This is a genomic window from Ruegeria sp. CDSB022, assembly GCF_059611145.1.
In genome coordinates, this window is record NZ_JBXWOZ010000010.1 from 56891 (window position 1) to 81737 (window position 24847).

Sequence of the window (24847 nt, forward strand, 5' to 3'; positions counted from 1 at the left end):
GAGGCCGCAAACGTCCAAAACTGCCTGCCTCGCCGGTACCTGCCTTTTCCTACTCAACGCAAAATCTGCGGTATCTGAATGCGCGAAAGGCGCTCAGATCAAAAAACTGTGTGGGATTACACGACAATCCTGACGCAGCAAAGCCGGTTCAAACGGTGCTTTACCATGACATGATGCTGGTGATTGGGGCCACAATCAGCGTTGTAGTCGAATGACCTAACGCCGACCTTCACGCAGCCAACCCGCCAGAAGGAACCCACCGGCCAGCAAAAGCACCAGCCAGGGCGGTAGAACACCAGCCTGTGTTACAGAGCTGGTCTGGTAGGCATCGCGCGGGGTCAGCCCGATCCAACCGCGCCCCGATGCTGGCCGCCCAGCGCGGACATTTCGGATCGAAGGCAAACCGTCCTCGACCCGGATCACACCGCCGCGCAATTCGGCCAGAACCGGCTCGAGGATCTGATCAGTAGCAATCGTGCGCTCAAATTCTTTGGGGGCCGCAGGGCCCAACCCGATCACCGCCGAATGTTCACCCTCTTGCAGCCGATAGAGGCCAATCTCGGGGCCGAAGATCTGAGCTTCGAACCGCCCCGGAGAAACTTCGTTCAGCGTCACCTCAAGTGTCTCGCCATTGGGCTGCGTGATGGTAACTGTTCCGACGTCATCCCCCAGGGTTTGACGGATGACGCGCATGATTTGACCATTTGCTTCGGCCCACAGAGCCTCTTCCTCAAGCTCGGGTTCTTTCATCATCCAATGTGCCAATCGCCGCAGCAGTTCAAGCTGCGGACCACCGCCGTCGAAGCCACGGCTCCAGAGCCAAGCGTGGTCAGAGGCGAGCATTGCCACGCGCCCCTCTCCGACCCGGTCCAGCACCAGCAGCGGCCGGTCATCGACGCCGGTCATCAGCGTTTCACCTGATCGGAACAGGACATCAACCTGGCGCAACCATGCACCCCAATGCTCGGAATCGCCCAGATCCGTGGTCACCGGGTGCCGGTGCCCCATATCTGTAACTGTGGGGACAAAGCGTTCTTCGATGACCCGCGCGGTGGGTTGGGCCGGAAGAATCGGCGCCAGCGGCGAGCGGAAGATACTGTCGGCACTGGCAAAATCTGGGCCAGCCGCAATCAGAACCGCGCCGCCATCATTGATGTAATTGGTGACATTCTCCAGATAGACCGCAGGCAGAATACCGCGCCGCTTATAGCGATCAAAGATGATCAGATCGAAATCGTTGATCTTTTCCAGAAACAGTTCTCGAGTCGGAAAAGCGATCAAAGACAACTCGTCCACAGGCACACCATCCTGCTTTTCAGGCGGTCGCAGGATCGTGAAATGCACCAGATCAACCGAGCTGTCGGATTTCAGAAGGTTCCGCCAGGTCCGTCCACCTGGATGCGGTTCACCCGAAACCAACAGCACCCGCAGACGGTCGCGCACACCGTTCATCTGAATCAGAGCGGTGTTGTTGCGATCGGTCAACTCTCCTTCGACGCCGGGTACGGTAAACTGGATGACATTCCGCCCGCCATGGGACAGCTTGACCGGTAGCTCGACATCGACACCGATTGGAATGGTGAAATGCTCTGGCGCATTGCCATCAACCGAAATTTCCAAAGGCGCATTCGCAGCCGCAACAGGAACTGCGCCGCTATCCTCAACCCGCAACGTCAGCGTGACCGGCTCTCCGATAATGGCAAAAGCCGGTGCATTGCGGACGATCAGACGGCGGTCCCAGTCGCTGGCCCGCCCAGTCTGCAACAGGTGCATCGGTGCAGGCAGGTCAGGGGCCTGATCAACGTCATGCACGATCCCATCCGAAACCACGAGGATCCCCGCAATGCGCGCACGGGGTTCCTCGGCCAGGACTTTGTTCAGCGCAGCCATGACCTGTGTGCCCTCATCCCCATCGCTGTCACCCACCCGGATCCGGCGCAGCTCGGTATTGTCGCGCGCGTCAATCTCGGCCGCCAGTTCGGCAGCGGCCTGTGCGGTCTGTTCCGCGCGATTGGACAGGGTCTGGCTGGCGCTTTCATCCTCGATCATCACCACGATGTCGGTCAGCGGAGTGCGATCTTCGATCTGATAGACAGGCCCCGCCATGGCCGCGATCACGACCAGGGCGGCCAACCCGCGCAAGGCCCAGCCAGACAGGCCCCGCCACAGAGCTAGAACAACGCCTGATATGGCAATCGCGGCAACGACCATCAGAACGGGCCACGGAATCAGAGGGTCAAAGATAACGGTTCCGGTCATTGTCCCAACCTGTCCAGCAGCGCAGGCACATGGACCTGATCCGATTTGTAATTCCCGGTCAGCACATGCATCACCAGATTGACGCCAAACCGATTGGCCAATTCCCGCTGCCGCTCACCGGCATATCCGCGCCCGACCGGCAACAGGGCTTGCCCGTTTCGGTCGACGGCCCAGGCTCCGGCCCAGTCATTCCCGCCGATCACTACCGGGGTCACATTGTCGTTTAGGTTGCGGAACGGCATGCCGTCGATTTGTTCCGCATCCGGCGGGGCGGCTTCGACCCAAATCTCGGTACCGGCATATCGGCCCGGGAAATCCTGCAGCAAATAGAAGGCCCGCGTCAGAACATGGTCATCCGGAACAGGCTCTAACGAAGGGATATTCAGCGGGGCGGCCAGTTGTTGCAGCTTGCGGCCATTGGGGCTGGCTGCACCGAAACGCGCCACATCCGCGTCGCGCGTGTCGAACAGGATCATGCCGCCCGAGCGGAGATAGGCATTCAGCTTGGCATAGGCTTCGTCCGAGGGTTGCGGCTGTTCCGGCGTGATCGGCCAGTACAGCAGCGGGAAAAACGCCAGCTCGTCCCGTTCCAGATCAACGCCGATGGGCTCTGCCGGCTCGACCGAAGTGCGGAAGAACAAAGTTTGCGCCAAGCCACGCATCCCGGCGCCCGCGATATCGTCAACCTGCGCGTTTCCGGTCATGACATGAGCCAGTACCAGCTCTTGCGTTGCCATCAGGGCAAAATCGGTTTCCTCGGGCGTCTGAGCCTGAAGGTCAGGTGCAATCAGCAACGCACCCAGCGCCATCGCCGCGGCCCGGGCCAGCCCAAGTCGCCCCGACAACAGAAGTGACGCAATGACGTCCACCGTCAGCAAGATCAGCGCGAGGCTAAGCAAAATTCCCCCGACCGGCGTTTCGGCGCTGATTTCCTGCCCTTTGATGGGCACATCGGATGGCCAGACAGCGGGCATCAGAACCGAGTCCGCGTCCAGCACATTCAGCGCCAGTTTTTGCTTGCCGCTTTCATACAGGCCCGGCTGCAGGTCCGGCCCGATTGCGCCGGCGGCAAGATCAACCCCAACGACGCCTGCCAGATTATCTGCATCCGACAAGCCTCCAAATCCGTCCATGACCTGCAGCGGTTCCCAGGTCGTGCCCTGCAACTGCGACTCCTCTCGGGATTTCGCAGCCGAGGCGACGGCCAGCCGATCCAGCATCTCGACAAACAGGCCCGAGAGGGGAAGGCTCGACCATTCGGCATCAGCGGTGACATGGAACAGCACCACCTGCCCCAACGCCAACGCCTTGCGCGTGACCAGAGGTGTGCCATCCGAGAGCGATGCAATCACCCGATCGGCCAAATTAGGGTCTGGTTGCGCCATGACCTGCGTGGTCACCGAAACATCCGGTGGCACGCGCAGCCCGTAGAAGGGTGAGGTTTCGGGGAACGGGGCCAGACCTTTGGCCTCACCCCAACTCATCGCGCCGCCGACCGAACGGCCACCGCTGCGCAGGCGCACCGGCAGCAAGGTATCCTCGACATCCCGCCCCAGATCGCTGGCGGCCATGCGCGGCCCGGCAAAGCGCAACAGCAGCCCACCCTGTTCGACCCATTCGGTCACCGCCAGTTGTTCCGCTTCGGCCAATTTCGCCACATCCGCCAGAACAATCACATCCGGATTGGCGGGCAACACATCCATCAACCCGCCCTCGACAAAATCCGCGGTCGGGACCAAAACCTGTGTCAGATAATGCAGCGGCGACAACAGCTCTAACCCTTCACGGTTCAAACTGCCCGCAAGTAGGGCCACCTCACGCCTGCGCAGGCTGTCATCGGTCAGCGTTACGGCACCCGCCGACCGCTGGCCCTGAATCTCGAACCGGGTGATTCTGGCCCGTAGTTCCGAGGGCAGCGCCAGCTCCACCTGAGCAAGCGTTTCGCCTTCAGCAAAGACGATATTGGCGGATTGCAGAACCCGCATTGCGCCCGCCGGATCGCGCCCCTGTGCCAAAATGGTCAGGATGTTTTCCGGACCAGCAGTGGCGCGTTGGGCCGTCAGTTGAATGACACCATCCTGATAGGCGGCGGGCAGAATCGCATAAACAGGCGAGCCTGACTGGTACACGGTTACTTCCCCGCGCGATTGCAACGCAGCCAGAACCGTTTCCCGACCCGCAAATTCCAGACCGTCGCTGAACCAATATGTATCAAAACCACCATCAAGCTGATCCAGTATATCGAGCACCTGATCCATCTGCAGCTGAGTTGGTTGCCAGGGCATCGGAGTCACCCCCGGAAGCCGACCCCGCCACGCTTCGGCGGCCTGAAAGACTGGGGCTTCTGGCTCCGTCAAGTTGAGCAAGGCCACCGTGCGTCCGGCGCGTCCGGCCTCGGTCAGCTGCGTATCAAGCTGGTCCTGAAGCGATGGCCAGCCGCTTGCACCTGCCCAGCTGGCATCCAGCACCAACAACAGCGGCCCCGAACCCACCTGATCCCGCGAGGGATTCAAAACCGGCCCGGCCAGACCGATAATGATCGCCGCCGCCGCCAGCATTCGCAACAGCAGCAGCCACCATGGTGTCCGATCCGAAACACTCTCGTCGTCCTTCAGCCCCAGCAGCAGCGTTACGGCCGGAAACATTCGCCGGATCGGCGCAGGCGGCACAGCGCGCAGGACCAGCCACAGGATGGGCAGGGTCAACAATCCCAGCAACACCCAGGGCGCGGTAAAGCCTATCCCAGCCAAAACCGTCATACTCTGCCCCCGTCCAAAGCGCTATACAGCCATAACAGAGCCGCCTGTGCGCTGTCGCCAGTGTGGTGCAGCCCCAGTTGCCATCCCGTCACCCGACACAAGCGCATCAAGGTATCCTTTCGTTCGGCAAGGCGCGCAAGATACCGGTCACGAAGATCAGAAGCCTTTAGCGTTTCATGCCGGGCCGAGCCGCCCACGCTTTCGAAAATGGTGCGTCCACGATAGGGGAAATTCTCTTCACCGGGATCCAGCACCTGCAGGACCACCCCGCGCACGCCACGATCCGCAGCTTTGGACAGGGCCAGTTCAACCTCTTCCATCGGGCCAAGAAAATCGGAGATGAACACCGCCCGCGCATGGGGGATCATGGCGCGGTGTTCGGGTGGCGCATAGTCGGCTTGATCATCCTCGGACCAGGCCTGCGCAAGCCGGATGATCTGGGCATTGCCGCGCCGGGGCGGCAGAGTTGTGCCCGTCAGGCCCACACGCTCACCACCACGCGCCAGCAAGATCGAAGTTGCCAGGCCCAGCAACCGCGCCCGATCCGCCTTGGTGGGCAGCGAAGCGTCCGAGGCAAAGCGCATCGACGCGCCCTGATCCACCCACAGCATCACCGATTGGGCAATCTGCCACTCGCGTTCGCGCACAAATTGTTGATCGCCACGGGCCGAGCGGCGGTGGTCGATCATCCGGCGGCTGTCGCCAACCTGTGCCGGGCGGTATTGCCAGAAATCATCACCCATCCCGGATCGGCGACGCCCATGGTCACCCAGCAAGACGGTTCCGGCCAGATGTTCCGCCCGCGCCAACAGGGGCGGTAGCCGGGATGCCTCGGCCTCGGATCTTTCACGAAGAGTCAACCCGGCATTCACGCCGCAGCCTCGGTTCGGATCAGCCCAAGCGCGGTCGAGTCAATCAGATCAGCCAGGCTGTCACCGCGCGCCCGGGCCGCAAAGTTCAGCGCCATACGATGGCTGAGAACCGGGCGGGCCATCTCAAGAACATCCTCGGCATTGGGGGCCAGTCGCCCCTGTAACATGGCGTTGGCACGCACCGTCATCATCAACGCCTGCGCCGCGCGGGGGCCAGGGCCCCAGGCCACGGTTTCGGCCACACGATCGGACACGCCTGCCTCGCCGGGGCGGAACGCGCGGACCAGATCCAGTATCAATTCGACCACCGACTCGCCGACCGGCATCCGGCGCAACAAAAGCTGCGCCGCCAGCAATTCCTCTTTGGTGAAAATCTGATGAGCGTCGTCTTCTTCGACACCGGTCGTGGCCAGTAGGATATCCCGCTCGGTCTGACGATCCGGGTATTCGACGTCAATCTGCACCAAAAAGCGGTCCAACTGCGCCTCGGGCAGCGGATAGGTGCCTTCTTGTTCAATCGGGTTCTGCGTGGCCAGTACGTGAAACGGCTCATCCAGCGCACGATTCTCGCCCGCGACGGTGACGGTGCGTTCCTGCATCGCTTGCAGCAAGGCCGACTGTGTGCGCGGGCTGGCGCGGTTGATCTCATCCGCCATCAGCAATTCACAGAAGATTGGGCCGGGAATGAACCGGAAGTGGCGACTGCCATCCTCGGCCGTATCCAGAACCTCGGACCCCAGAATATCAGCTGGCATCAGATCCGGCGTGAACTGGATACGGTTGCCATGCAGGCCCATCACGGTCGACAAAGTCTCAACCAGCCGGGTCTTGCCCAGCCCTGGCAATCCGATCAGCAATGCGTGCCCGCCGCATAACAGCGCGGCCAGCGTCAGATCCACGACCCGCTCTTGCCCGATAAAGCGTCGGGTGATCGAGGCCTTGGCCTCTTGCAGTTTAGTTTCCAGCGCTTCGATCTCGGATACGAGGTCGGCAGGTTCGCTCATGACTTTCCCTTCCGTGGACGAGTATGGTTGAAGTGTATCGCGCGAAAAGGAAATGGCAAAAGTAATGAGCGGACAAATCCCTGTGACACCTTCTCCTGATGGCATTGCGGCATCAGTCAAAGCCGCGAAAACACGGGATTTACCCCCTGTTCACCTGTGGAATCCCCCGTTTTGTGGCGATCTGGACATCAGGATCGCAAAAGATGGTTCTTGGAGTTATTTAGGCTCGCCCATCAACAGGTTCGAGCTTGTGAAGCTTTTTTCCTCAATTCTTAAGAAAGAAGAGGGCAAATATTACCTGGTGACCCCGGTCGAAAAGGTGGGAATCACGGTTGAGGATGTCCCGTTCGTCGCTGTCGACTTTGATGCCACAGGCTCAGGCGCGGCGCAGATTTTGACTTTCAGCACCCATGTGGGTGACACGGCCAAGGCCGGACCGGATCACCCGATCCGTGTTGAGTTTGATCCGAAGACCCAGGAACCCTCGCCCTATATCCTGATCCGCGCAAATCTAGAGGCGCGCATTGACCGCAAAAGCTTTTACCGGCTGGTCGAGATCGGCACCGATCATGAAGACTGGTTCGGGGTATGGTCAGGCGGTCAGTTCTTTCCGCTGATCCGCTCAGCCGATCTGGGCTGAGCGCGGCCTGCGATCCTGCGCCAGAACAACGGCGACCGCCACGATGCCCGCGCCCAGCGCGCGGGTTGAATTCCATTCATCCCCCAGCACAATCATGATCAGCATCACGTAAAATGGCGCGATGTTCATATGGAATGAGGCCAGCGCCACGCCCAGCTTGCCAACCGAAGCAACGAACAGGATCTGGCTCAGCCCCAGCGAAATCAGCGCATAGATCCCCAGCATCCCGATCTGCTGTCCGTCAATGGCAACCTCGGGGATCACCTCCATGCCCAGCAGCCCAGCGGCAAAGCACAAGATCACGGCCATGGCAAAACCACCGATCAACGTGATCGTCGCGCGCCCGGTCTGGCTGAGTTCGGGAAAATCGCGCGCTGTGGTCATGCTGCCCCAACTGAAAAAGACGACCGACACGACCGCGCATAAGGCCCCAAGGCCCAGCTGCGCCGGGGCGACGGCGCTGGTGGCGATCAGCCCGCCGATAATTGAAACCAGAACGCCCAGGCCAAAATTCCAGCTCAGCCGACGTGTGCCCGCCTTAAGCTCCAGCAGGGTTGCGATTAGTGGCGCGCAAGAGGCGATGATGACGACGGTTACCGGATCGGTCAGCTTTTGCGCCAGGATCAGCAGGAACATCGGGCAGCCAAAGCCAAACGCTCCGACGATCATGGCCCATCCCCATCTGGCCCTTAGAATACGGCTGGGACCGTCCAGCATCAGCCAGATCGGCAGCAGCACCAGAACCGCCAGACCCAGACGTGCCGCAAGCAAGCCCACCGGCGACCAGCTTTGCAACAAGACCTCCGCCGCCGGAAAGCCTGCGGCCCATGCCAGCATCGAGGCAACCGCCAACCCGTTGCCAGACAACGCGGAGTTGCGGTCGGCAGACATAGAAATAGCGGTCCCGCGCACGGGGTCAGGGCTCAGTGCCATGGGTCATACCTCTGGTCAAAGCGACGCCAGAAATGATTCGCCGCATTGTCCCGAACGTCACTGAATTAAACCGGGTGATCTGGCCGATTTTCGACAATCTGTCGTTTTCAGTCCCTTTCGCTGAAATCACCCGACCGATATGGTCCGGCGAACAGACACGCAAAGGCCATCCATGCCCAAATTCGCTGCAAATATCTCATTGCTCTTTACCGAACTGCCCTATCTCGACAGGTTTCAAGCTGCCGCGCAGGCCGGGTTCAAGGCTGTTGAGGTTCTGTTTCCCTATGATCTGGCTACCAAGGAAACCCGCCGTGCTCTGCTGGCTAACGGGCTCGACCTGGTGCTGATCAACGCCCCACCGCCCAACTATACCGGTGGCACCCCCGGATATGCCGCCATTCCCGGCGGTGAGGCGCGGTTTCAGTCCGACATCCGCCGCGTCCTGCGCTATGCCGGGGTGTTACGGCCCGAGAAAATCCACATCATGTCGGGATATTCCACGGGCGCGGATGCGATGGATTGCTTTGTTCAAAACCTGCAATGGGCAGCAGACCACGCTCCCCAACAGCCGTTCACGATCGAACCGCTCAACCCGGTGTCACAGCCTGAATATTTCCTGAACTCTTACGATCTGGCCGCCGAGGTTTTGGATAGCGTGAACCGGCCCAATGTCGGCCTGCAATATGACAGCTTCCACGCCCAGATGATCCATGGCAACGGGCTGCAAGTCTGGAAGGATTACCAAGACCGCATCGTACACGCCCAGATCGGAGCGGCCCCGGATCGCGCAGAGCCCGGTCGAGGTGAGATGAATTTTGCCGAGTTGTTCCGAGCGATTGATGACAGCGGCTACACCGGCTGGGTCAGTGCCGAATATCAGCCCTCGATCCAACGTACCGCCGAGACGCTCGGCTGGATGCACCTTTGATTGTCCGCTCGCACTGGTATTACCCGGAAAAATGGCGCAGATCATTGCCACCTCACACCAAGGATGTCCGGATGATCCCTGCCCGCTATGCCCGCGCCCTGTTCAGCCTGATCATGTCAGGCATGATGTCCTGCATCGTCACCGGTATCGCCACGGCCAAGGCCGTCGGCTTCGGTCCCGCGACGCTGGGCGACTGGATGGGCTCATGGGTTTTCTCCTGGCCCATCGCGTTCACAGTTATCCTACTGCTGGGCCCCAGCGTGCAACGGATGGTCAACCGCATGGTCAGACCACAGGGCTGACCCGCCGCGAAGAGGGCCCGCAGGGCTTGATGAACGGCGGCGCTAGTGCGCCTCGGCCCAATTCGCGCCCTGTCCCGCATCAACGTTGAGTTTCACATCCAGTTTCACTGCTGGGTCCGAAGCCCCCTCCATCACGTCGCGCGCCGCGTCGATCAGCGGGTCAACGGCGTCCTCGGCCACTTCGAACAGCAATTCGTCATGCACTTGCAGCAACATTTTCGCCGGCAACCCATGGATCGCATCCGGCATCCGCACCATGGCGCGTCGGATCACGTCGGCCGCGGTGCCTTGAATCGGAGCGTTGATCGCTGCCCGACGCGAAAATCCCGCATGCGGCCCCTTGGCATTGATTTCGGGCGTATGGATTTTGCGCCCGAATAGGGTCTGCACATAGCCATTCTCTTTGGCAAAGGCGACGGTGTCGTCCATATAGGTCCGAATGCCGGGGAAGCGTTCGAAATAGCGGTCGATGAAGCCCTGCGCCTCGGCCCGTGGAATACGCAGGTTGCGCGCCAGACCAAAACCCGAGATGCCATAGATCACACCGAAGTTGATCGCCTTGGCCTGACGGCGAATATCCGGCGTCATCTCATCCAGCGGCACGTCGAACATTTCGGACGCAGTCATGGCGTGAATGTCCAGCCCATCGGTAAACGCCTGCTTCAAGGCCGGAATATCGGCAATATGCGCCAGAATGCGCAGCTCGATCTGGCTATAATCCAGGCTGACCAGCACATTTCCCGGCTCGGCAATGAACGCCTCGCGGATACGGCGGCCTTCTTCGGTGCGCACAGGGATGTTCTGCAGGTTCGGATCGGTCGAGGCCAAACGACCGGTGTTCGCCCCGGTGATCGAATAGGATGTATGTACCCGGCCCGTATCGGGGTTGATATGGGTCTGCAGCGCGTCCGTATAGGTCGATTTCAGTTTCGATAGCTGCCGCCAATCCAGCACCCGACGCGGCAATTCATGCTCGGTCGCCAGATCCTCAAGGATATCGGCCCCGGTTGAATATTTACCGGTCTTGCCCTTCTTGCCGCCTTCCAGACTCATCTTGTCGAACAGAATCTCGCCCAGCTGAGCGGGCGAGCCGACATTGAAGCTTTCACCAGCCAATTCGTGGATTTCAGCCTCTAACCCGGCCATTTTCTGGGCAAACGCGTTGGACATGCGGCTGAGGACATCGCGGTCAACCTTGATGCCATGCATCTCCATTTCGGCCAGAACCGGCACCAGAGGGCGCTCCAGCGTTTCATAGACGGTCGTTACCTGAACCTGATGCAGCTGAGGTTTGAACAGTCTCCACAGACGCAGCGTTATATCGGCGTCCTCGGCCGCATAGGCGGTCGCTTCATCAATCGGAACCTTGTCGAATGTGATCGCCGATTTGCCGGATCCCAACAGCGGTTTGATCGGAATCGGCGTGTGGTTCAGATAACGCTCGGACAGGGTGTCCATGCCATGCCCATGCTCGCCGCCATGCATCGCATAGGACATCAACATCGTGTCATCAATCGGCGCCACATCCACGCCATAGCGGGTAAAAATCTTGGCATCGTATTTCATGTTTTGCCCGATCTTGAGGATCGACGGGTCCTCTAACATCGGTTTTATCAGTGTTAGAGCCTGTTCAATCGGCATTTGCCCCTCGGCCAGAGCGTCCGAGCCGAACAGATCGTCGGTGGCGCTTTGACGATGGATCAATGGGATATAGCAGGCCTCGCCCGCCTCAATGCAGAGCGAAATGCCGACCAGATCTGCGATCATCTCGTTCAGCCCAGTGGTCTCGGTGTCCACTGCAACCCAGCCACGCTCATATGCCTGGTCTATCCATTTCTGCAAAGCCCCCGCGTCGCGGACGCATTCATACTTCGACGCGTCGAATGGAATGTCTTCAGCCTCGGCCACATCTGCAACGGGCGCAGGCGCGTCTGCAATCACCGGTGCCTCGGCCCCCAGCTTGTCCGCTATGCGCTTGGTGAGGGTGCGGAACTCCATCTCAGCAAGAAAGCTCAGCAGAGTGTCCGGTTCAGGGTCTTGCACCTCAAGATCGTCTAAGGTGAAATCCAGCGGCGTATTCTCATCCAACTGCACCAGTCTTTTCGACAGCTCAATCTGGGCGCGTTTGTCGATCAGGGTCTGGCGGCGTTTGGGTTGTTTGATCTCTTCGGCGCGGTCCAGCAGGGTTTCCAGATCCCCAAATTCATTGATCAAAAGCGCCGCCGTCTTGATCCCAATGCCCGGAGCCCCCGGCACATTGTCCACGCTGTCCCCGGCCAGCGCCTGCACGTCCACCACACGTTCCGGCCCGACGCCGAATTTCTCGAACACACCATCGCTGTCGATGCGTTTGTTCTTCATCGCATCCAGCATTTCGACCCCATCGCCGACCAGCTGCATCAGGTCCTTGTCGGAACTGACGATCGTGACGCGACCACCCGCCTCACGCGCCTGTATGGCAAGGGTGGCAATGATGTCGTCGGCCTCATAGCCCTCAAGCTCTTTGCAGGCGATATTGAAGGCGCGGGTCGCCTCGCGGGTCAGGGGCATCTGAGGGCGCAGATCCTCGGGCATGGCCTCGCGATTGGCCTTGTAAAGGTCATACATATCGTTGCGGAACGTATGAGAGCCCTTGTCGAAGATCACCGCCACATGGGTCGGCGCGTCTGGCCCGGTGTTTCCTTCGACATATTTCTGCAGCATGTTGCAAAAGCCCGACACGGCCCCAATCGGCAACCCATCCGACTTCCGCGTCAGCGGCGGCAGCGCGTGATAGGCCCTGAAGATAAAGGCCGATCCGTCAATAAGATGAAGGTGACACCCTTTTCCGAAATTGCTCATGCGCGCGCTCCCTGTCGGTCAGGGATGGTTCTGCCACAGGGGCGCACGGGTGACCAGTACAGAAGGTGAACTATCCGCCGAACAGGCCGCCAAATACATCCGAAAAGCTGTTGAGCAGCGCCATGATGACCAGCACACCGAGGAAAGCGAAAAACGCAAAAGCAAAGAACTGAAACAGGATTGCGCCGATGCCGATTGCGATACCCGCAATGGCCGGGCGCAGTTTTTCGTGGCGCAGAATGCCTATGGCCGACAGGATGACGGCCAATCCTCCCAAAAGGGCTACGCCGATCTGCAGAAAGTCGTCCAGATCACGGACCCGGGCCACCGGCTCGGGTTGGTCCAGCCCGGCGGCCGAGCGCAGGGTGGATTTTCCAAGCTCGGCTGCAAGCTCTCCCAAAGACACGCCAGTCGATTGTTGCGGTGCGAATGGCCCGGCCCAGAACAGGAACAGGGCGCCCAACAGGGCCATCGCGGAAACACTAAAACCAATCCATCCGAAGACCGGTTGGTTGGTATTTTGGATACTTGCGTCCATCAACACACTTCCTCCATTGAGCCGGCGCAAAGCTATCGTCAGAACACGACATTAGTTGGGCAAGTTAGACTTTGCCGGATTGGTTTATCAAGCGGGACAAAGTGATCGAGTAAGGCAATGGCACCCAAGTGCCGAAGTCTTCATTCGCAGCCCACAGCACCTCACCGGCCCAGACATTGCAGGTTCGCAGCGCGTTGAAACGCCCTCTGGCCTTAAAACTGATTTCGGTCGAAAAAACCCGGCACCCCGGAGGCCTGTAGATCGGCCCGCTGACCAGGGCGATTTCGATCGTATCATTGCCCTGCGCCCGATTTCCCGATCCGGTTAGAAGCATTCCGATAGCGGCGGCCAGAAAATAGCCAACAGCTCCAATGATCAGGCAGAGGCCAAACCTGCCCGCGGCTTTGCACATTCAGGCGCTGGCATGGTGCCCCTTCAAGACATACTTGCAGTCGCAATAGGGGCACTCGACCCAGCCGATGTCTTCGGGGATCTGCAACCAGACGCGTGGGTGGCCCAATGCACCTTCGCCGCCATCACAGGCGACACGAGAGGTTTCGACGATCTTGGTTTCCGGCGCTTCGATTGTCACGGCTGGCGATCCTTCACTGGTTGTCGGCCTCGCGGGCATGCATTAGGTGCGTTTATGAGCGATGAGCAAACCGGGGGCAAGAGCCACATGGACAATGCGGCAATCAGGATCGAAGGGCTGCGCAAGACCTATCGCGGCAGCAAGGGCCAGCCTGAAAAGCAGGCGCTGAGGGGCATCGACCTGACAATCCCGCGCGGTTCAGTCTTTGGATTGCTGGGGCCGAACGGGGCTGGGAAATCGACCCTGATCAACATTCTGGCCGGGTTGGTGGTGAAATCTGCAGGCCATGTGTCGATCTGGGGTCATGACCAAGACCGCAACCCGCGCCAATCTCGCGCTGCCATCGGCGTTATGCCGCAAGAGCTGAATCTGGACCCTTTCTTTACCCCGCGCGGTGCTTTGGAGGTTCAGGCTGGCCTATATGGTGTACCAAAGGCGCAGCGGCGCAGTGATGAAATCCTCGAACTGGTTGGCCTCAGCGACAAGGCCGAGGCCTATGCCCGCACCCTGTCCGGCGGTATGCGGCGCCGGTTGCTGTTGGCCAAGGCTTTGGTGCATAACCCCAAAGTGCTGGTTCTGGACGAACCCACGGCGGGCGTGGATATCGAGCTGCGCCAAATGCTCTGGGCCAACGTGCGCAAGCTGAACCAGCAGGGCATGACCATCATCCTGACGACGCATTACCTGGAAGAAGCACAGGAGATGTGCGACCAGATCGCCATCATCAACCATGGCGAAAAGATCGCACAGGACAGCACGGCAGACCTGCTGAGCCGCATGGATGGTCGGACGATGGTAATTATTCCGGATGGCCCCGTCACTGAACTGCCTGCGACCGAGGGAGTCGAGGCCACACTGCGCGACGATGGCAGCCTGGTGCTGCGCTATCGCAGTGCCCAGACCAGTGCCGAACAGGTTCTGGAATCCGTCAGGGCCGTGGGCATCCGTATCCGGGACGTTCGCACCGAAGAAGCGGATCTTGAGGATGTGTTCCTGGCCCTGACCTCGACCCGGGCGGGCGATGTCCCGGCAGCTGATCTTGATCAGCCGCGCCGGGGATTGCACCGGGTTAAGCTTTAGGCGCGGTCGATCCGCGCGTGATAGCAGTTATTCGACGCGGATCTGATGTGGATATAGGCGACATCCGCGCGGGCAAAGATACCCCGGGCAGCGTTTTGCAATTCCGCCTGCGGCGTAATGATCCCGGTGCCGTAAACAATCCTGTCGTCCGATCCGTACCCTTTAATCAGATAATTGGGTGAGGCGGTCAGCGCCTCGGGCAGGTTGGTGAGATCCTCATAGCGCTGACAATGCTCTACACAAAGGTAAATCGGCCCGGTTTCAGCAAAAGGTTGTGTCGCTGGAAAGGGCCGGTGGGCCAGCACCAGCATTTCCTTTCCCTTGGGAATATAGGTCAGGCAATGACGGCAGGGGTTTCCTTCCCCGTTCGATATCGCCCGTTCGGGCGGGTTGCCATAACCATCAGGCGCGCCTTGGCGATAGGCCTGAACCTGCGCGGTGGGGAGGGCAGATATTTTGTGCATGTTAGGTCTCCTTCTTTGTACAAAAGATGCCTGACCCGGCGAGGGGAACCGACCCGTTTCCTGCGCAAACGCTTCTTTGAGACAGCGCGACATATACGCGCCGTGGCTTGACAGCACGGGCTACAATCCGATCTGAACGGGGCGCAATTCAGTTTCGGAACGCCCATGTCCAAACCTACCCCTCCTACCCGCCCAGGAATTCCTCCGAGGTTTCCCGCCACCGCTGAACAGATCATGTCGCAGGTGAGCGCATTCTACGCCCGCGTCCGGCAGGACGAGGCACTGGCGCCGGTCTTTGCAAACCATGTCAGCGACTGGCCCCCGCATGAGAACAAGATCGCCGCGTTCTGGCGCAACGCCATTCTGTATGAGCGTTGTTATGACGGAAATCCGCAGCGTATTCACATCGAAAGGCCCGATATCAGGCCCGAATTGTTCGATCATTGGCTGGACCTGTTCGAGGAGGTGGCCCATAGCACCCTGCCTCCCGAGACCGCGCTGCCCTGGGTGGCGCTGGCCCGGCGCATCGGCGTAGGGATGAAAGTGGGTGTACAATCCGCGCGCCAGCCAAAGGACGCGCCACCGATCCTGCGATGATCTCAGATCATGGCCGGTAGTCATGTTAGCGGTAAAATAAGGGCTATCAGACTCTGAAAAATGGGTTTATGCAACGGATGAACCCACCATTCCGCTGCCCAAGGTCAGACCCATGAGCACTCAAAACACCACCCTCAGGGGCCTTGGCTATGCGTTTCTGGGATTTGCTGTCTTTGCCAGCCACGATGCGCTGATCAAGGTGCTGGGCGGAACCTATTCGGTGATGCAAATCATCTTTTTCGCCACGCTGTTTTCCTTTGTGCCGATGGCCGTGACAATCCTGACAGACCGCTCTACCGGCAACTTCCTTCCGCACCATCCCTGGCTGGTCCTGCTGCGGTCGGGGTTGATGGTCACAGGCATGTCCTGCGCATTTTATTCCTTTTCGGTCCTGCCTTTGGCCGAGGTATATTCACTCCTGTTCTCTTTCCCGCTGATCGTCACGGTCCTGTCGATCCCCATATTGGGCGAGGTGGTCCGCGCCCAGCGTTGGGCCGCGGTTGGCGTGGGCCTGATCGGCGTGTTGATCGTTCTGCGCCCGGGTACCACGGACATCACGCTAGGCCATCTGGCGGCGCTGACGGCCGCGTTCTGCAGCGCTTTCGCGTCGGTTCTGGTCCGTAAGATCGGCAATGAGGAACGCTCGGCCGTTCTGATCCTTTATCCGATGCTGCTGGCCATAGTGGTCATGAGCATCGCGCAACCGGCCGTTTATCAGCCTCCGTCCCTGTTGCATCTGGCCATGATGGCACTGGTCGGAGTGTTTTCTGTCATTGCCCAACACCTGATTATTCTGGCTTATCGTGCCGCGCCAGCGGGGGTCATCGCCCCCAGCCAATACAGCCAGATCATCTGGGCCACGATCTTTGGCATGGCGTTTTTCGGCGAAAAGCCAGACGGCTGGGTTGCCGTCGGCGCCAGCATCATCATCGCATCTGGTGTCTTCGTCGTCTGGCGCGAGAGCCGGTCGAACACCACCTCAGCCAACACCCCGGTTCTGCGGGTTCGCTCACCGCGTTCGGATACAGGGGCGACGCGACCAGGGGAATGACAAACGGCGCGCCAGGAGCGCGCCGTAACAACTTTTCCGTCTGGATTAGAGCCTTAGTAAACCACAACCGAGCGGATGCTTTCGCCCTTATGCATCAGGTCGAACCCATGGTTGATGTCGTCTAGGCCCATGGTGTGGGTGATCATCGGGTCGATCTCGATCTTACCTTCCATGTACCAGTCGACGATCTTGGGCACATCCGTGCGGCCACGGGCGCCGCCAAAGGCCGTACCGCGCCAGGAACGACCGGTGACCAGCTGGAACGGGCGGGTAGAGATCTCGGCCCCAGCAGGTGCCACGCCGATGATGATCGATTCACCCCAGCCCTTATGTGCAGATTCCAGCGCCGTGCGCATCACGCCGACATTGCCCGTTGCGTCAAAGGTGTAATCTGCGCCGCCCTTGGTCAGATTGACCAGATAAGGCACCAGATCGCCTTCGACCTCGGACGGGTTCACGAAATCGGTCATACCGAACCGGGTGGCCATTTCCACCTTGGAGGGGTTCAGGTCGACGCCGACGATCTGGTCGGCCCCTGCCAGTCGCAGGCCCTGGATCACGTTCAGGCCGATGCCACCCAGACCAAAGACAATGGCGCGGCTGCCGATCTCGACCTTGGCGGTGTTGATCACCGCGCCGATGCCGGTGGTCACGCCGCAACCGATATAGCAGATCTTGTCGAAAGGCGCGTCCGGGCGCACTTTGGCAAGCGCGATTTCCGGCAGGACCGTGTGGTTGGCAAAGGTCGAGCAGCCCATGTAATGCAGGATCGGATCACCATCCAGCGTCGAGAACCGCGAGGTGCCATCGGGCATCAACCCTTGGCCCTGCGTCGAACGGATCGCCTGACACAGGTTGGTTTTGGGATGCAGGCAGTATTCACATTCGCGACACTCGGGGGTGTAAAGCGGGATCACGTGATCGCCCGGCTTCAGGCTGGTCACGCCCGGGCCGACCTCGACCACCACACCTGCGCCTTCATGGCCCAGAATGGCGGGGAACAGGCCTTCGGGGTCTGCACCCGACAGGGTGAATTCGTCGGTGTGGCAAATGCCGGTCGCCTTGATCTCGACCAGAACCTCGCCCGCCTTGGGGCCTTCGAGGTTCACATCCATCACTTCCAAAGGTTTGCCGGCCTGAACGGCAACGGCGGCACGGGTGCGCATGATGTACTTCTCCCAGTCAAATTTGGCCTGACCCTGCGTTAAATGCAGGGTTTTTTCAACTGCGCTTTGATGGCAGCAATGCTAAATATTTGATATTACAGAAACGACATTGCCAGAAAGAGGAGCGCCAATGCGCCGTTTGACCCCTGTTTTGATTTTGCTGGTCGCATGTACGGAGTCGCCCGCTCCTGAGGACGCGCCACCGCCACTTGAACCCGCCCCGGTGGATTTGGCTTTTTGCAAAGGAGAGCCATTTGCCGATGCGATTGGCAAGCCTGTATCGACCATTCAGTCGCAATTACCCGAACGGTCGCGCGTTTTAAGCCCAGATGACATCGCCACACAGGATTATCGCATCGACCGGTTGAACGTCTTTGTAAACGGCTCGGGGATCATACAGAACCTGACCTGCGGTTAAGCCTAGCAGAAGCTCAAAACCCCAATGTTAGGGCCTATCTTCCGCGATATATCACCCAATCCGGCAAATAGCCCACAAGGCGGATCAGCCATGAAAACGGCGCTGGGAAGTCTGTGCGGAATCTGTGGCGGGACATTGCCCGAACCACATGCTGGGCCGCGCCCTGAGGCGTCATCAGCATCGGCATCCGGAAACTGTTCTTTTCGGTCAGGCGAGTCTTGATGAAGCCGGGATTTACGATCCGAACCGTGACGCCCGAACCCGCCAGATCATGCCGCATGGTTTCTGCCAGTGAAATCAAAGCCGCCTTGCTGGCACCATACCCGACTGCAGATGGCAGGCCATGATAGCCGGACAGCGACCCGATCAGCGTGATCTCCCCCTGCCCGGCCTTAACAAACCCAGGAAGTATTTCGCCCAGAACCCGCAAAGCGCCCTGAAAATTCACATCGGACATCCGAAGAGCGGCCTCGGTGTTCCACTCCGTGCTGCGCATCGGGTCATAAGCTCCGGCATTATAGATAAGGCCATCCACTTTTCCGGCAGCGGAAGCGGCACGTCGAACAGAGTCTAAATCAGCGACATCGCAACGAATGGCTTTTGAATTTGGCAGAATGCTGCAGATTTCATCCAGGCGTTTCGCGTTTCGCGCCGACAGGATCACCCGGGCGCCGCGATTGCTTAGAGCTTGCGCCAATGCACGACCCAGACCTTCGCTTGCGCCAACTATCCAATAAGTTTTCCCGTCAAAGCTGTTCATGCCGACCATTTCTGAATTGTGTTGTTTCAATACGGTTACACGGCCAGTTTGGATCACCTTCGGTTGCTCGCGGTGAGGCCGCTAAATTGCAGCCGCACCTGAAAACCCATGTCTTGAATGATCCAATCCTGCCCCTACTGCGTATTCAATATCAAAACGTCACGTAACGAGGCTATCATGTTCGACGAAACCCAAAGGGGCAGGAAAAAAATCGCCATTGTTGGCGCAGGCATTTCAGGCCTTTCAGCAGCTTATTATCTTTCCGAAAACAATGACGTGACACTCTTTGAGGCTGAACCCAGGCTTGGCGGGCATGCCCGCACGGTCATGGCGGGAAAAAATGGCGATCAGCCCGTCGATACCGGTTTTATCGTCTTCAACTATGCCACCTACCCTTACCTGACACGGTTGTTCGATACGCTGAACGTGCCTGTCGAAAAATCCGAGATGAGCTTTGGTGCGACCATCGACAACGGGCGCATCGAATACGGGCTGAACAACCTGCGCACTCTTACGGCGCAGAAACGCAACCTTGCGCGGCCGGCCTATTACAAGATGATCGCCGACATCCTGCGTTTTGGCAGAGAGGCCCCGGACGCAGCCAAGGACGATGACACAACGATCGGAGAGCTGGTTGATCAGCTGCGGTTGGGGCACTGGTTTCGGCACAATTACCTGATGCCCATGTGCGGGGCGATCTGGTCGACCCCGGTTGAATTTGTGGATCAATTCCCAGCGCGGTCGCTGGTGCAGTTCTTTCGCAATCACGCTCTGCTGGCCAATGGCCGCGCCAATCAGCACCAATGGTACACGGTCAAGGGCGGCAGCATTGAATATGTCCGCCGGATTGACGCCACCCTGCGTGCCCGCGGGGCCGAAATACGTCTGGCCAGCCCCGTTCAGAGGGTTCAGCGCAATGAGATAGGCGTGACCGTTCACAGCCAAGGCCAGTCGGATCAGTATGATGAGATCATTCTGGCCACCCACTCGGATCAATCCCTTGCCATTCTGGGCCAGGATGCCACCCCAGCCGAAGCAGCCGCGCTTGGCGCGATCCGGTATCAGCCCAACACGGCCATCCTGCATTGCGATCCGTCGCAGATGCCCAAACGCCGGGCCTGCTGGTCCAGCTGGACCTATCGCTCGCAGGCCGGGAATGTCGGGGTGACCTATTGGATGAACCGGCTGCAGAATATTCCCGACAGTGACCCGCTGTTTGTGACGCTGAACGCCTCATCCGAGATCGCCGCCGACAAGATCTATGATAAGGTCGAATTCGCCCATCCGGTTTTTGACAAGGCCGCACTTTGGGCACAGGGGCAAATCCGCGAGATGCAGGGACAGAACCGCACCTGGTTTGCGGGCGCCTATAACCGGCACGGGTTTCACGAAGACGGGATTGCCAGCGCCATGCATGTCGTCGAGCGGATCACTGGCGGCCCGCAAACCATCGGAGCAGACAATGGCACCCCCGAACAGATCGCGGCCATCCCTGTTGCGGCCGATCTTTGAGCTGTTGCGCCAGGCCATTCTGGCGCTGGCGATGGTGCTGCCCTGCGGTTTAGCGGCGTCACCTTTGGCTGAACGGTTGGGCGATCCGCAGGTTCTGGGCAGCTCTACGTTCCGGTTCCTGGGTTTGCCGGTTTACGATGCCAGGCTTTATACGCCCGGCGGCGCGCCGTTTAACTGGAATCAAGAGTTCGGACTGAAACTGACATACCGCAGATCCATCGCGCAGAAGGCTCTGATCAAGTCGACGCTTGACGAAATGGTGCGACAGGGCAACCCGCCTCCAACCGCCGATCAGTTGCAGGCCTGTTTTCAGGCCGTCAGCAAAGGCGACAGCTATTTGGCAATCTCGAAGGGGCCGGACAAGATCGGGTTCTGGCGCAATGGCAGCAGAACCTGCACCTTGTCGAGCCCGGGCATCACGCGCGCATTCATGTCGATCTTTCTTGGCAGCAACACCAGATCGGCCAACTTTACCCGGCAGTTGAAGGGTCAGTGATGCTGTATCCCCGGGTCAGTCTCTATGCGTTGATGCTCGCCGCTGCAGGCATCCCGCTTTACATTCACCTGCCGCGTTTTGCGGCGGTCAATCTGGGTATTGGCCTTGGGGTGATCGGCGCCGTCCTGTTGCTGATCCGTTTGGTTGACCTTGTGCAGGATCCCCTGATTGGCTGGGCGATTGACCGGTGGCCTGGTGGCCAGCTTTTGTTTGCTGCCCTCGCCGCACTTGGGCTGGCGGTTGGCTTCCCGCTGCTGTTCACTCTGTCTGAGGGCGCGTCCGTTGCCAGTTTGGTGGCCATCCTTATCCTGCTGTTTTCAGCCTACAGCCTGGGAACCATCCTGCTCTATGGCCGCAGCGCCACGTTGTCCAAAACGCCCACCCCGTCCGAGCTGATGACACTCGCCGCCTATCGCGAGGGCGGGCAGCTAACCGGCGTGATACTTGCCGCAAGTGCCCCCGCGCTGTTTGTCGCCTTTGGCGCGCAGGCGCAGGGCTATCCTGCGTTCGGGCTGTTTTTGGGCCTCATCGCCATTCTGACCTTTGTCCTGACGGCCCCGATCTGGCGACGCGCGCCGATAACCGGACAAGCCCTGACCTTTTCCGGGCTCGGCGATGCCGGTGCGCTGCGCCTGCTGGTTCTTGCGCTGATCAACAGCTTGCCGGTCGCCATCACCTCGACTCTGTTTCTGTTTTTTGTCGAAGACCGGCTGCAACTGCCAGGCATGGCAGGACCGCTGTTGATCTTGTTCTTCCTCAGCGCGGGGGCAAGCGTGCCCCTTTGGGCGCGGCTCAGCAATCGGATTGGCCCGAAACAGACCCTAATGATCGCCATGCCGCTGTCGATTGCGGCCTTTGTCAGCGCCGCGACGCTGTCAACCGGCAGCCTAGCCGGGTTCGCCCTGATCTGCATTGCATCGGGCGCCGCACTTGGGGCGGATATGGTGGTGCTGCCGGCCATGTTCTCGGTCGCTCTGACACGCGCAGGTCTGAACGCATCCGCCGCATTCGGCATCTGGTCCTTCGCGGGCAAGCTGGGGCTGGCCCTGGCGGCCTTCTTCACCCTGCCATTGCTGGAACGCAGCGGATTCACTCCGGGACAGGCAAATTCAGCCGAGGCGCTGCAAACGCTCAACCTCGCCTATGCCATTTTGCCCTGCATCCTGAAACTCGGCGCGTTTGGAATGGTCCTGACGCTGCCAACTGAGGTCTCAGCCAAATGAAACTACTTGCCATTGCCCTGCTCATCATCTTCGCCCTGTCCATCGCAAAAGGGCGCTATCTCAGCTTTCGGGCCCAATCGCCTGAGGATTACAGCGGCACCGGCCCCGCGTTTAAGATGACGGAAAACCTGAACGGGGAGATCCTGTCCGAAGGGCTGATCTATGGCCCCGACGGTAAGATGTCGAACAGCTTTGTCGCCCGTATGGTCGGGGAATGGGACGGCAACACAGGCACTCTGACCGAGAATTTCACCTATTCCAACGGCAAGAAGATGGCCCGCAAATGGTATCTGACTCTGGGCACAGGAAACACATTCATCGCGACAGCAGATGACATCGTGGGCGAAGGGCGCGGCACGGTCTCGGGCTCGACCGTAAAGCTGACCTACAAGATCATCCTGCCCGAGGACGCAGGGGGACACACGCTGGACGTAACCGACTGGATGTACCTGACGGAAAGTGGCGTGATCATGAACCGGTCCGAGATGCGAAAGTTCGGCATCAAAGTCGCCGAGCTGATAGCCACCATGCGCCCGGCGCCATCCACCAAATCGGCCTATCTGGACCGGGCGAATGGCCATGACACCGCCGCTGAAACACGGGTGCTGCAATGAAACCACGTCGTGTTTTCATCGCTGGCCTTGCTGTTCTGGGGCTGACCGTTCTGGCTGCCTGCTCCGCGAAACCCCGAACCCCCAAGACCTTTTTGTCCGATCGGCAGTTGAACCTGGAAGAGTTCTTTGAGGGTCAGACTGTGGCCTATGGTCAATTTCAGGATGTTCTGGGCAATGTGCCACGCCGGTTCACTGTTGATATCAATGGTACATGGGATGGCGAGACGCTGACCCTGATCGAGGATTTCGTCTATGACGACGGCGCAACCGAGCAGCGCGTCTGGACCCTGACCAAAACCGGCAAGGATAGCTGGACCGGCACAGCCCCCGGCGTGCTGGGCACCGCCAGCGGGATCGAGCGTGGCGATACGTTCAACTGGACCTACAAGATCGACCTGCCCGTCAAGGATGGGACCATGCGGGTCGATTTCGATGACTGGATGTGGATGCTGAGCGATGACCGGCTGCTGAACCGGGCCTATGTCTCGCGCTATGGCATCCGGCTGGGTGAGGCCATTTTGTTCTTTGAAAAGAAATAGTCAGACAGAAAAAGGGCGAACCCGAAGGCCCGCCCTTAGATCAATCTGGTTCAGATCAGCTTAGAAGTTGAACTGAGCACCAAAGTCGGCACGGATCTTGCCGTCGTCGTCGCCGTCTTTGATCTCGCCAACTGCACCACGCAGCGATACACCGCCGCCCAGGTCATAGATGGCGCCAACACCGATGTTGCGGGTGTCGTCGTCAGCCGAACCGTCACCGTAAACCAGCTGCAGCGTGGTTGCCGCACCCAGATCATAGGCGACCGAGAAACCATAAGCGGTGCCGTCTTCGGCGTCGTTGTTGACGTCATCGTCAGCCACGAACAGGGTGCCGTAGAAATCGCCCAGTTCTGCACCCAGGGTCAGAACAGTCAGGCTTTCCTTGTCAACGCCTGCACCTTCATCAGTTTCACCATATGCCAGCGAGGCGGTGAAGTTGTTGAAGGTATAAGATGCGCTTACGTCCCAGCGGTCACGGTCGTCAGTGATGCCTGCGCCCAGGAATTTCGTGTCCTGGTCATAGGATGCCGAGAATGCCAGATCGCCAACGGTGTAGCGGAAGAACACAGCATTCGCGCCCGTGCCGGTTGAGCTGTATTCCAGGAAGGAATAGTTCACGCCCGAATACTGACCCAGGAATTCTTCCAGGCCCGGCTCGGTACCGAAGTAGTCATCCAGGTTGTCGAACGAACCCGAAACGTTACCGGCGTCAACACGCAGGCCGCCATAGATAACCGAGAAACGGGCGCCATTCAGGCCAGCTTCGTTCTGCTCGCCGGTGCTTGAATCGTCATCCGCCTGCAGACGAACACGGCCCTGGAATTCAACGCCGCCATCTGTTTCGGCACTGGCGTCGATGTTCAGACGAAAACGCGACACCAAAATGGTATCGTCGGTCGAGGCGTTGTTTGAATTGACCGCACCAGACGCGGTCGTTGTGGTGGTGGTTGCTGAACGGTCTTCTTCATAGCCCAGACCAAAGCGGCCATAGCCGCTGAATTTGACTTCCGCGGCAGCAACACTGGCGGTTGCAATCAGCGCGGTCGATGCGATGAGTACGTTTTTCATGGTTAATCCATAAGTTTTGAGAGGAGTAGTGCCACCGAAGCGGCGGCTAAATTGGTCGAATAATTTCAGCATGGGCACAATAGCGAGACGGGATTTTCCACGCCCTCTGCCTGCGACGGTGTTGCCACTTTGCACCGGGCAAAAAGGCCGCAGGGCACAGATATTCAAGCTTTTCGAGCACTTTGTTCGCT

At 59.4% G+C, this 24847-nt stretch carries 25 protein-coding genes; 12 read left to right on the forward strand and 13 right to left on the reverse strand.

Features of this window, described 5'->3' with window-relative positions; genetic code table 11:
- Positions 1 to 216 precede the first annotated feature (216 nt).
- Genes AC2FIZ_RS14690 through AC2FIZ_RS14705 form a run of 4 tightly spaced genes read right to left on the reverse strand, consistent with a single transcriptional unit; the run spans position 217 to position 6894 of the window.
- Positions 217 to 2259: a hypothetical protein gene (locus AC2FIZ_RS14690; RefSeq protein ID WP_496791249.1), complete on the reverse strand. Its 2043-nt coding sequence runs from the start codon at positions 2257 to 2259 to the stop codon at positions 217 to 219.
- Positions 2256 to 5018: a DUF4159 domain-containing protein gene (locus tag AC2FIZ_RS14695; RefSeq protein WP_496791250.1), complete on the reverse strand. Its 2763-nt coding sequence runs from the start codon at positions 5016 to 5018 to the stop codon at positions 2256 to 2258. The genes AC2FIZ_RS14690 and AC2FIZ_RS14695 overlap by 4 nt, the downstream gene beginning before the upstream one ends.
- Complete coding sequence (locus AC2FIZ_RS14700) at positions 5015 to 5890, reverse strand: DUF58 domain-containing protein (RefSeq protein ID WP_142638555.1); 876 nt, start codon at positions 5888 to 5890, stop codon at positions 5015 to 5017. Before AC2FIZ_RS14700 ends, AC2FIZ_RS14695 begins: the two co-directional genes overlap by 4 nt.
- A complete protein-coding gene (locus AC2FIZ_RS14705) occupies positions 5887 to 6894 on the reverse strand; it encodes an AAA family ATPase (RefSeq protein ID WP_142638553.1) in 1008 nt (335 codons plus the stop codon). The genes AC2FIZ_RS14700 and AC2FIZ_RS14705 overlap by 4 nt, the downstream gene beginning before the upstream one ends.
- Before the next feature lie 64 nt (positions 6895 to 6958).
- Here AC2FIZ_RS14705 and AC2FIZ_RS14710 point away from each other — a divergent pair, with 64 nt between their 5' ends.
- Positions 6959 to 7534: a DUF1285 domain-containing protein gene (locus AC2FIZ_RS14710; protein WP_281995727.1), complete on the forward strand. Its 576-nt coding sequence runs from the start codon at positions 6959 to 6961 to the stop codon at positions 7532 to 7534.
- On the opposite strand, the gene AC2FIZ_RS14715 is transcribed toward AC2FIZ_RS14710, so the two are convergent.
- Entirely contained in the window at positions 7517 to 8467 is a 951-nt protein-coding gene (locus tag AC2FIZ_RS14715; RefSeq protein ID WP_246097260.1) for a DMT family transporter, read from the reverse strand. The two genes, AC2FIZ_RS14710 and AC2FIZ_RS14715, sit on opposite strands and share 18 nt — an antisense overlap.
- 172 nt (positions 8468 to 8639) lie before the next feature.
- Between AC2FIZ_RS14715 and AC2FIZ_RS14720 the strand changes: the two genes are divergently transcribed.
- The gene (locus AC2FIZ_RS14720) at positions 8640 to 9395 is read left to right on the forward strand and encodes a hydroxypyruvate isomerase family protein (protein ID WP_496791252.1); all 756 of its coding nucleotides are present in this window, start codon (positions 8640 to 8642) and stop codon (positions 9393 to 9395) included.
- A gap of 71 nt (positions 9396 to 9466) precedes the next feature.
- The gene (locus AC2FIZ_RS14725; protein ID WP_142638700.1) at positions 9467 to 9697 is read left to right on the forward strand and encodes a DUF2798 domain-containing protein; all 231 of its coding nucleotides are present in this window, start codon (positions 9467 to 9469) and stop codon (positions 9695 to 9697) included.
- A gap of 42 nt (positions 9698 to 9739) precedes the next feature.
- Here AC2FIZ_RS14725 and polA read toward each other — a convergent pair whose 3' ends face one another.
- The 4 genes from polA to AC2FIZ_RS14745 form a co-directional block, all read right to left on the reverse strand.
- Positions 9740 to 12538 (reverse strand): DNA polymerase I, encoded by a 2799-nt coding sequence (gene polA / locus AC2FIZ_RS14730; protein WP_496791254.1) that lies wholly within the window; start codon positions 12536 to 12538, stop codon positions 9740 to 9742.
- Between the two features lie 70 nt (positions 12539 to 12608).
- A complete protein-coding gene (locus tag AC2FIZ_RS14735; RefSeq protein ID WP_281973333.1) occupies positions 12609 to 13076 on the reverse strand; it encodes a hypothetical protein in 468 nt (155 codons plus the stop codon).
- A 64-nt stretch (positions 13077 to 13140) separates the two neighbouring features.
- Positions 13141 to 13488 (reverse strand): DUF2459 domain-containing protein, encoded by a 348-nt coding sequence (locus tag AC2FIZ_RS14740; protein ID WP_282027668.1) that lies wholly within the window; start codon positions 13486 to 13488, stop codon positions 13141 to 13143.
- Positions 13489 to 13668 carry a zinc-finger domain-containing protein gene (locus AC2FIZ_RS14745; protein ID WP_282027669.1) on the reverse strand — a complete coding sequence of 60 codons (180 nt, stop codon included), beginning with the start codon at positions 13666 to 13668 and terminating at the stop codon, positions 13489 to 13491.
- 87 nt (positions 13669 to 13755) lie between these two features.
- Between AC2FIZ_RS14745 and AC2FIZ_RS14750 the strand changes: the two genes are divergently transcribed.
- Positions 13756 to 14748, forward strand: coding sequence for an ABC transporter ATP-binding protein (locus AC2FIZ_RS14750; protein ID WP_281995753.1), 993 nt, complete (start codon positions 13756 to 13758; stop codon positions 14746 to 14748).
- On the opposite strand, the gene AC2FIZ_RS14755 is transcribed toward AC2FIZ_RS14750, so the two are convergent.
- Positions 14745 to 15212, reverse strand: a complete 468-nt coding sequence (locus AC2FIZ_RS14755; RefSeq protein WP_496791256.1) for a DUF1203 domain-containing protein — start codon at positions 15210 to 15212, stop codon at positions 14745 to 14747. The two genes, AC2FIZ_RS14750 and AC2FIZ_RS14755, sit on opposite strands and share 4 nt — an antisense overlap.
- Before the next feature lie 165 nt (positions 15213 to 15377).
- On the opposite strand from AC2FIZ_RS14755, the gene AC2FIZ_RS14760 reads away from it, so the two are divergent.
- On the forward strand, positions 15378 to 15809 hold the full coding sequence (locus tag AC2FIZ_RS14760) for a group III truncated hemoglobin (protein ID WP_496791257.1): 432 nt from the start codon (positions 15378 to 15380) through the stop codon (positions 15807 to 15809).
- Between the two features lie 112 nt (positions 15810 to 15921).
- Complete coding sequence (locus AC2FIZ_RS14765; RefSeq protein WP_496690284.1) at positions 15922 to 16860, forward strand: DMT family transporter; 939 nt, start codon at positions 15922 to 15924, stop codon at positions 16858 to 16860.
- A gap of 53 nt (positions 16861 to 16913) precedes the next feature.
- On the opposite strand, the gene AC2FIZ_RS14770 is transcribed toward AC2FIZ_RS14765, so the two are convergent.
- Positions 16914 to 18026 (reverse strand): S-(hydroxymethyl)glutathione dehydrogenase/class III alcohol dehydrogenase, encoded by a 1113-nt coding sequence (locus tag AC2FIZ_RS14770; RefSeq protein ID WP_142638535.1) that lies wholly within the window; start codon positions 18024 to 18026, stop codon positions 16914 to 16916.
- 130 nt (positions 18027 to 18156) lie between these two features.
- Between AC2FIZ_RS14770 and AC2FIZ_RS14775 the strand changes: the two genes are divergently transcribed.
- A complete protein-coding gene (locus AC2FIZ_RS14775; RefSeq protein WP_496791258.1) occupies positions 18157 to 18444 on the forward strand; it encodes an I78 family peptidase inhibitor in 288 nt (95 codons plus the stop codon).
- Positions 18445 to 18478: 34 nt separating this feature from the next.
- On the opposite strand, the gene AC2FIZ_RS14780 is transcribed toward AC2FIZ_RS14775, so the two are convergent.
- Positions 18479 to 19204, reverse strand: coding sequence for an SDR family NAD(P)-dependent oxidoreductase (locus AC2FIZ_RS14780; RefSeq protein ID WP_142638532.1), 726 nt, complete (start codon positions 19202 to 19204; stop codon positions 18479 to 18481).
- A 177-nt stretch (positions 19205 to 19381) separates the two neighbouring features.
- On the opposite strand from AC2FIZ_RS14780, the gene AC2FIZ_RS14785 reads away from it, so the two are divergent.
- Genes AC2FIZ_RS14785 through AC2FIZ_RS14805 form a run of 5 tightly spaced genes read left to right on the forward strand, consistent with a single transcriptional unit; the run spans position 19382 to position 23588 of the window.
- The gene (locus tag AC2FIZ_RS14785; protein ID WP_496690285.1) at positions 19382 to 20716 is read left to right on the forward strand and encodes an NAD(P)/FAD-dependent oxidoreductase; all 1335 of its coding nucleotides are present in this window, start codon (positions 19382 to 19384) and stop codon (positions 20714 to 20716) included.
- Positions 20667 to 21212, forward strand: a complete 546-nt coding sequence (locus tag AC2FIZ_RS14790; RefSeq protein WP_496690286.1) for a hypothetical protein — start codon at positions 20667 to 20669, stop codon at positions 21210 to 21212. The genes AC2FIZ_RS14785 and AC2FIZ_RS14790 overlap by 50 nt, the downstream gene beginning before the upstream one ends.
- Complete coding sequence (locus tag AC2FIZ_RS14795) at positions 21212 to 22435, forward strand: MFS transporter (protein WP_496791260.1); 1224 nt, start codon at positions 21212 to 21214, stop codon at positions 22433 to 22435. Before AC2FIZ_RS14790 ends, AC2FIZ_RS14795 begins: the two co-directional genes overlap by 1 nt.
- Positions 22432 to 23049 carry a DUF3833 domain-containing protein gene (locus AC2FIZ_RS14800; RefSeq protein WP_496791261.1) on the forward strand — a complete coding sequence of 206 codons (618 nt, stop codon included), beginning with the start codon at positions 22432 to 22434 and terminating at the stop codon, positions 23047 to 23049. Before AC2FIZ_RS14795 ends, AC2FIZ_RS14800 begins: the two co-directional genes overlap by 4 nt.
- Positions 23046 to 23588, forward strand: coding sequence for a DUF3833 domain-containing protein (locus AC2FIZ_RS14805; RefSeq protein ID WP_496791262.1), 543 nt, complete (start codon positions 23046 to 23048; stop codon positions 23586 to 23588). Before AC2FIZ_RS14800 ends, AC2FIZ_RS14805 begins: the two co-directional genes overlap by 4 nt.
- A 60-nt stretch (positions 23589 to 23648) precedes the next feature.
- Here AC2FIZ_RS14805 and AC2FIZ_RS14810 read toward each other — a convergent pair whose 3' ends face one another.
- Positions 23649 to 24656: a porin gene (locus tag AC2FIZ_RS14810; RefSeq protein ID WP_496678480.1), complete on the reverse strand. Its 1008-nt coding sequence runs from the start codon at positions 24654 to 24656 to the stop codon at positions 23649 to 23651.
- Between the last annotated feature and the right edge of the window lie 191 nt (positions 24657 to 24847).

Excerpts from the sequence above, each read along its gene's own strand:
- AC2FIZ_RS14795 (WP_496791260.1), top strand. The coding sequence starts at position 21,212 with ATGCTGTATCCCCGGGTCAGTCTCTATGCGTTGATGCTCGCCGCTGCA.
- AC2FIZ_RS14720 (WP_496791252.1), top strand. The coding sequence starts at position 8,640 with ATGCCCAAATTCGCTGCAAATATCTCATTGCTCTTTACCGAACTGCCC.
- AC2FIZ_RS14780 (WP_142638532.1), bottom strand. The coding sequence starts at position 19,204 with ATGAACAGCTTTGACGGGAAAACTTATTGGATAGTTGGCGCAAGCGAA.
- AC2FIZ_RS14735 (WP_281973333.1), bottom strand. The coding sequence starts at position 13,076 with ATGGACGCAAGTATCCAAAATACCAACCAACCGGTCTTCGGATGGATT.
- AC2FIZ_RS14715 (WP_246097260.1), bottom strand. The coding sequence starts at position 8,467 with ATGGCACTGAGCCCTGACCCCGTGCGCGGGACCGCTATTTCTATGTCT.
- AC2FIZ_RS14695 (WP_496791250.1), bottom strand. The coding sequence starts at position 5,018 with ATGACGGTTTTGGCTGGGATAGGCTTTACCGCGCCCTGGGTGTTGCTG.
- AC2FIZ_RS14775 (WP_496791258.1), top strand. The coding sequence starts at position 18,157 with ATGCGCCGTTTGACCCCTGTTTTGATTTTGCTGGTCGCATGTACGGAG.
- polA (WP_496791254.1), bottom strand. The coding sequence starts at position 12,538 with ATGAGCAATTTCGGAAAAGGGTGTCACCTTCATCTTATTGACGGATCG.
- AC2FIZ_RS14740 (WP_282027668.1), bottom strand. The coding sequence starts at position 13,488 with ATGTGCAAAGCCGCGGGCAGGTTTGGCCTCTGCCTGATCATTGGAGCT.
- AC2FIZ_RS14770 (WP_142638535.1), bottom strand. The coding sequence starts at position 18,026 with ATGCGCACCCGTGCCGCCGTTGCCGTTCAGGCCGGCAAACCTTTGGAA.
- AC2FIZ_RS14785 (WP_496690285.1), top strand. The coding sequence starts at position 19,382 with ATGTTCGACGAAACCCAAAGGGGCAGGAAAAAAATCGCCATTGTTGGC.
- AC2FIZ_RS14760 (WP_496791257.1), top strand. The coding sequence starts at position 15,378 with ATGTCCAAACCTACCCCTCCTACCCGCCCAGGAATTCCTCCGAGGTTT.
- AC2FIZ_RS14755 (WP_496791256.1), bottom strand. The coding sequence starts at position 15,212 with ATGCACAAAATATCTGCCCTCCCCACCGCGCAGGTTCAGGCCTATCGC.
- AC2FIZ_RS14765 (WP_496690284.1), top strand. The coding sequence starts at position 15,922 with ATGAGCACTCAAAACACCACCCTCAGGGGCCTTGGCTATGCGTTTCTG.
- AC2FIZ_RS14725 (WP_142638700.1), top strand. The coding sequence starts at position 9,467 with ATGATCCCTGCCCGCTATGCCCGCGCCCTGTTCAGCCTGATCATGTCA.
- AC2FIZ_RS14750 (WP_281995753.1), top strand. The coding sequence starts at position 13,756 with ATGGACAATGCGGCAATCAGGATCGAAGGGCTGCGCAAGACCTATCGC.
- AC2FIZ_RS14790 (WP_496690286.1), top strand. The coding sequence starts at position 20,667 with ATGGCACCCCCGAACAGATCGCGGCCATCCCTGTTGCGGCCGATCTTT.
- AC2FIZ_RS14710 (WP_281995727.1), top strand. The coding sequence starts at position 6,959 with ATGAGCGGACAAATCCCTGTGACACCTTCTCCTGATGGCATTGCGGCA.
- AC2FIZ_RS14690 (WP_496791249.1), bottom strand. The coding sequence starts at position 2,259 with ATGACCGGAACCGTTATCTTTGACCCTCTGATTCCGTGGCCCGTTCTG.
- AC2FIZ_RS14705 (WP_142638553.1), bottom strand. The coding sequence starts at position 6,894 with ATGAGCGAACCTGCCGACCTCGTATCCGAGATCGAAGCGCTGGAAACT.
- AC2FIZ_RS14805 (WP_496791262.1), top strand. The coding sequence starts at position 23,046 with ATGAAACCACGTCGTGTTTTCATCGCTGGCCTTGCTGTTCTGGGGCTG.
- AC2FIZ_RS14800 (WP_496791261.1), top strand. The coding sequence starts at position 22,432 with ATGAAACTACTTGCCATTGCCCTGCTCATCATCTTCGCCCTGTCCATC.
- AC2FIZ_RS14810 (WP_496678480.1), bottom strand. The coding sequence starts at position 24,656 with ATGAAAAACGTACTCATCGCATCGACCGCGCTGATTGCAACCGCCAGT.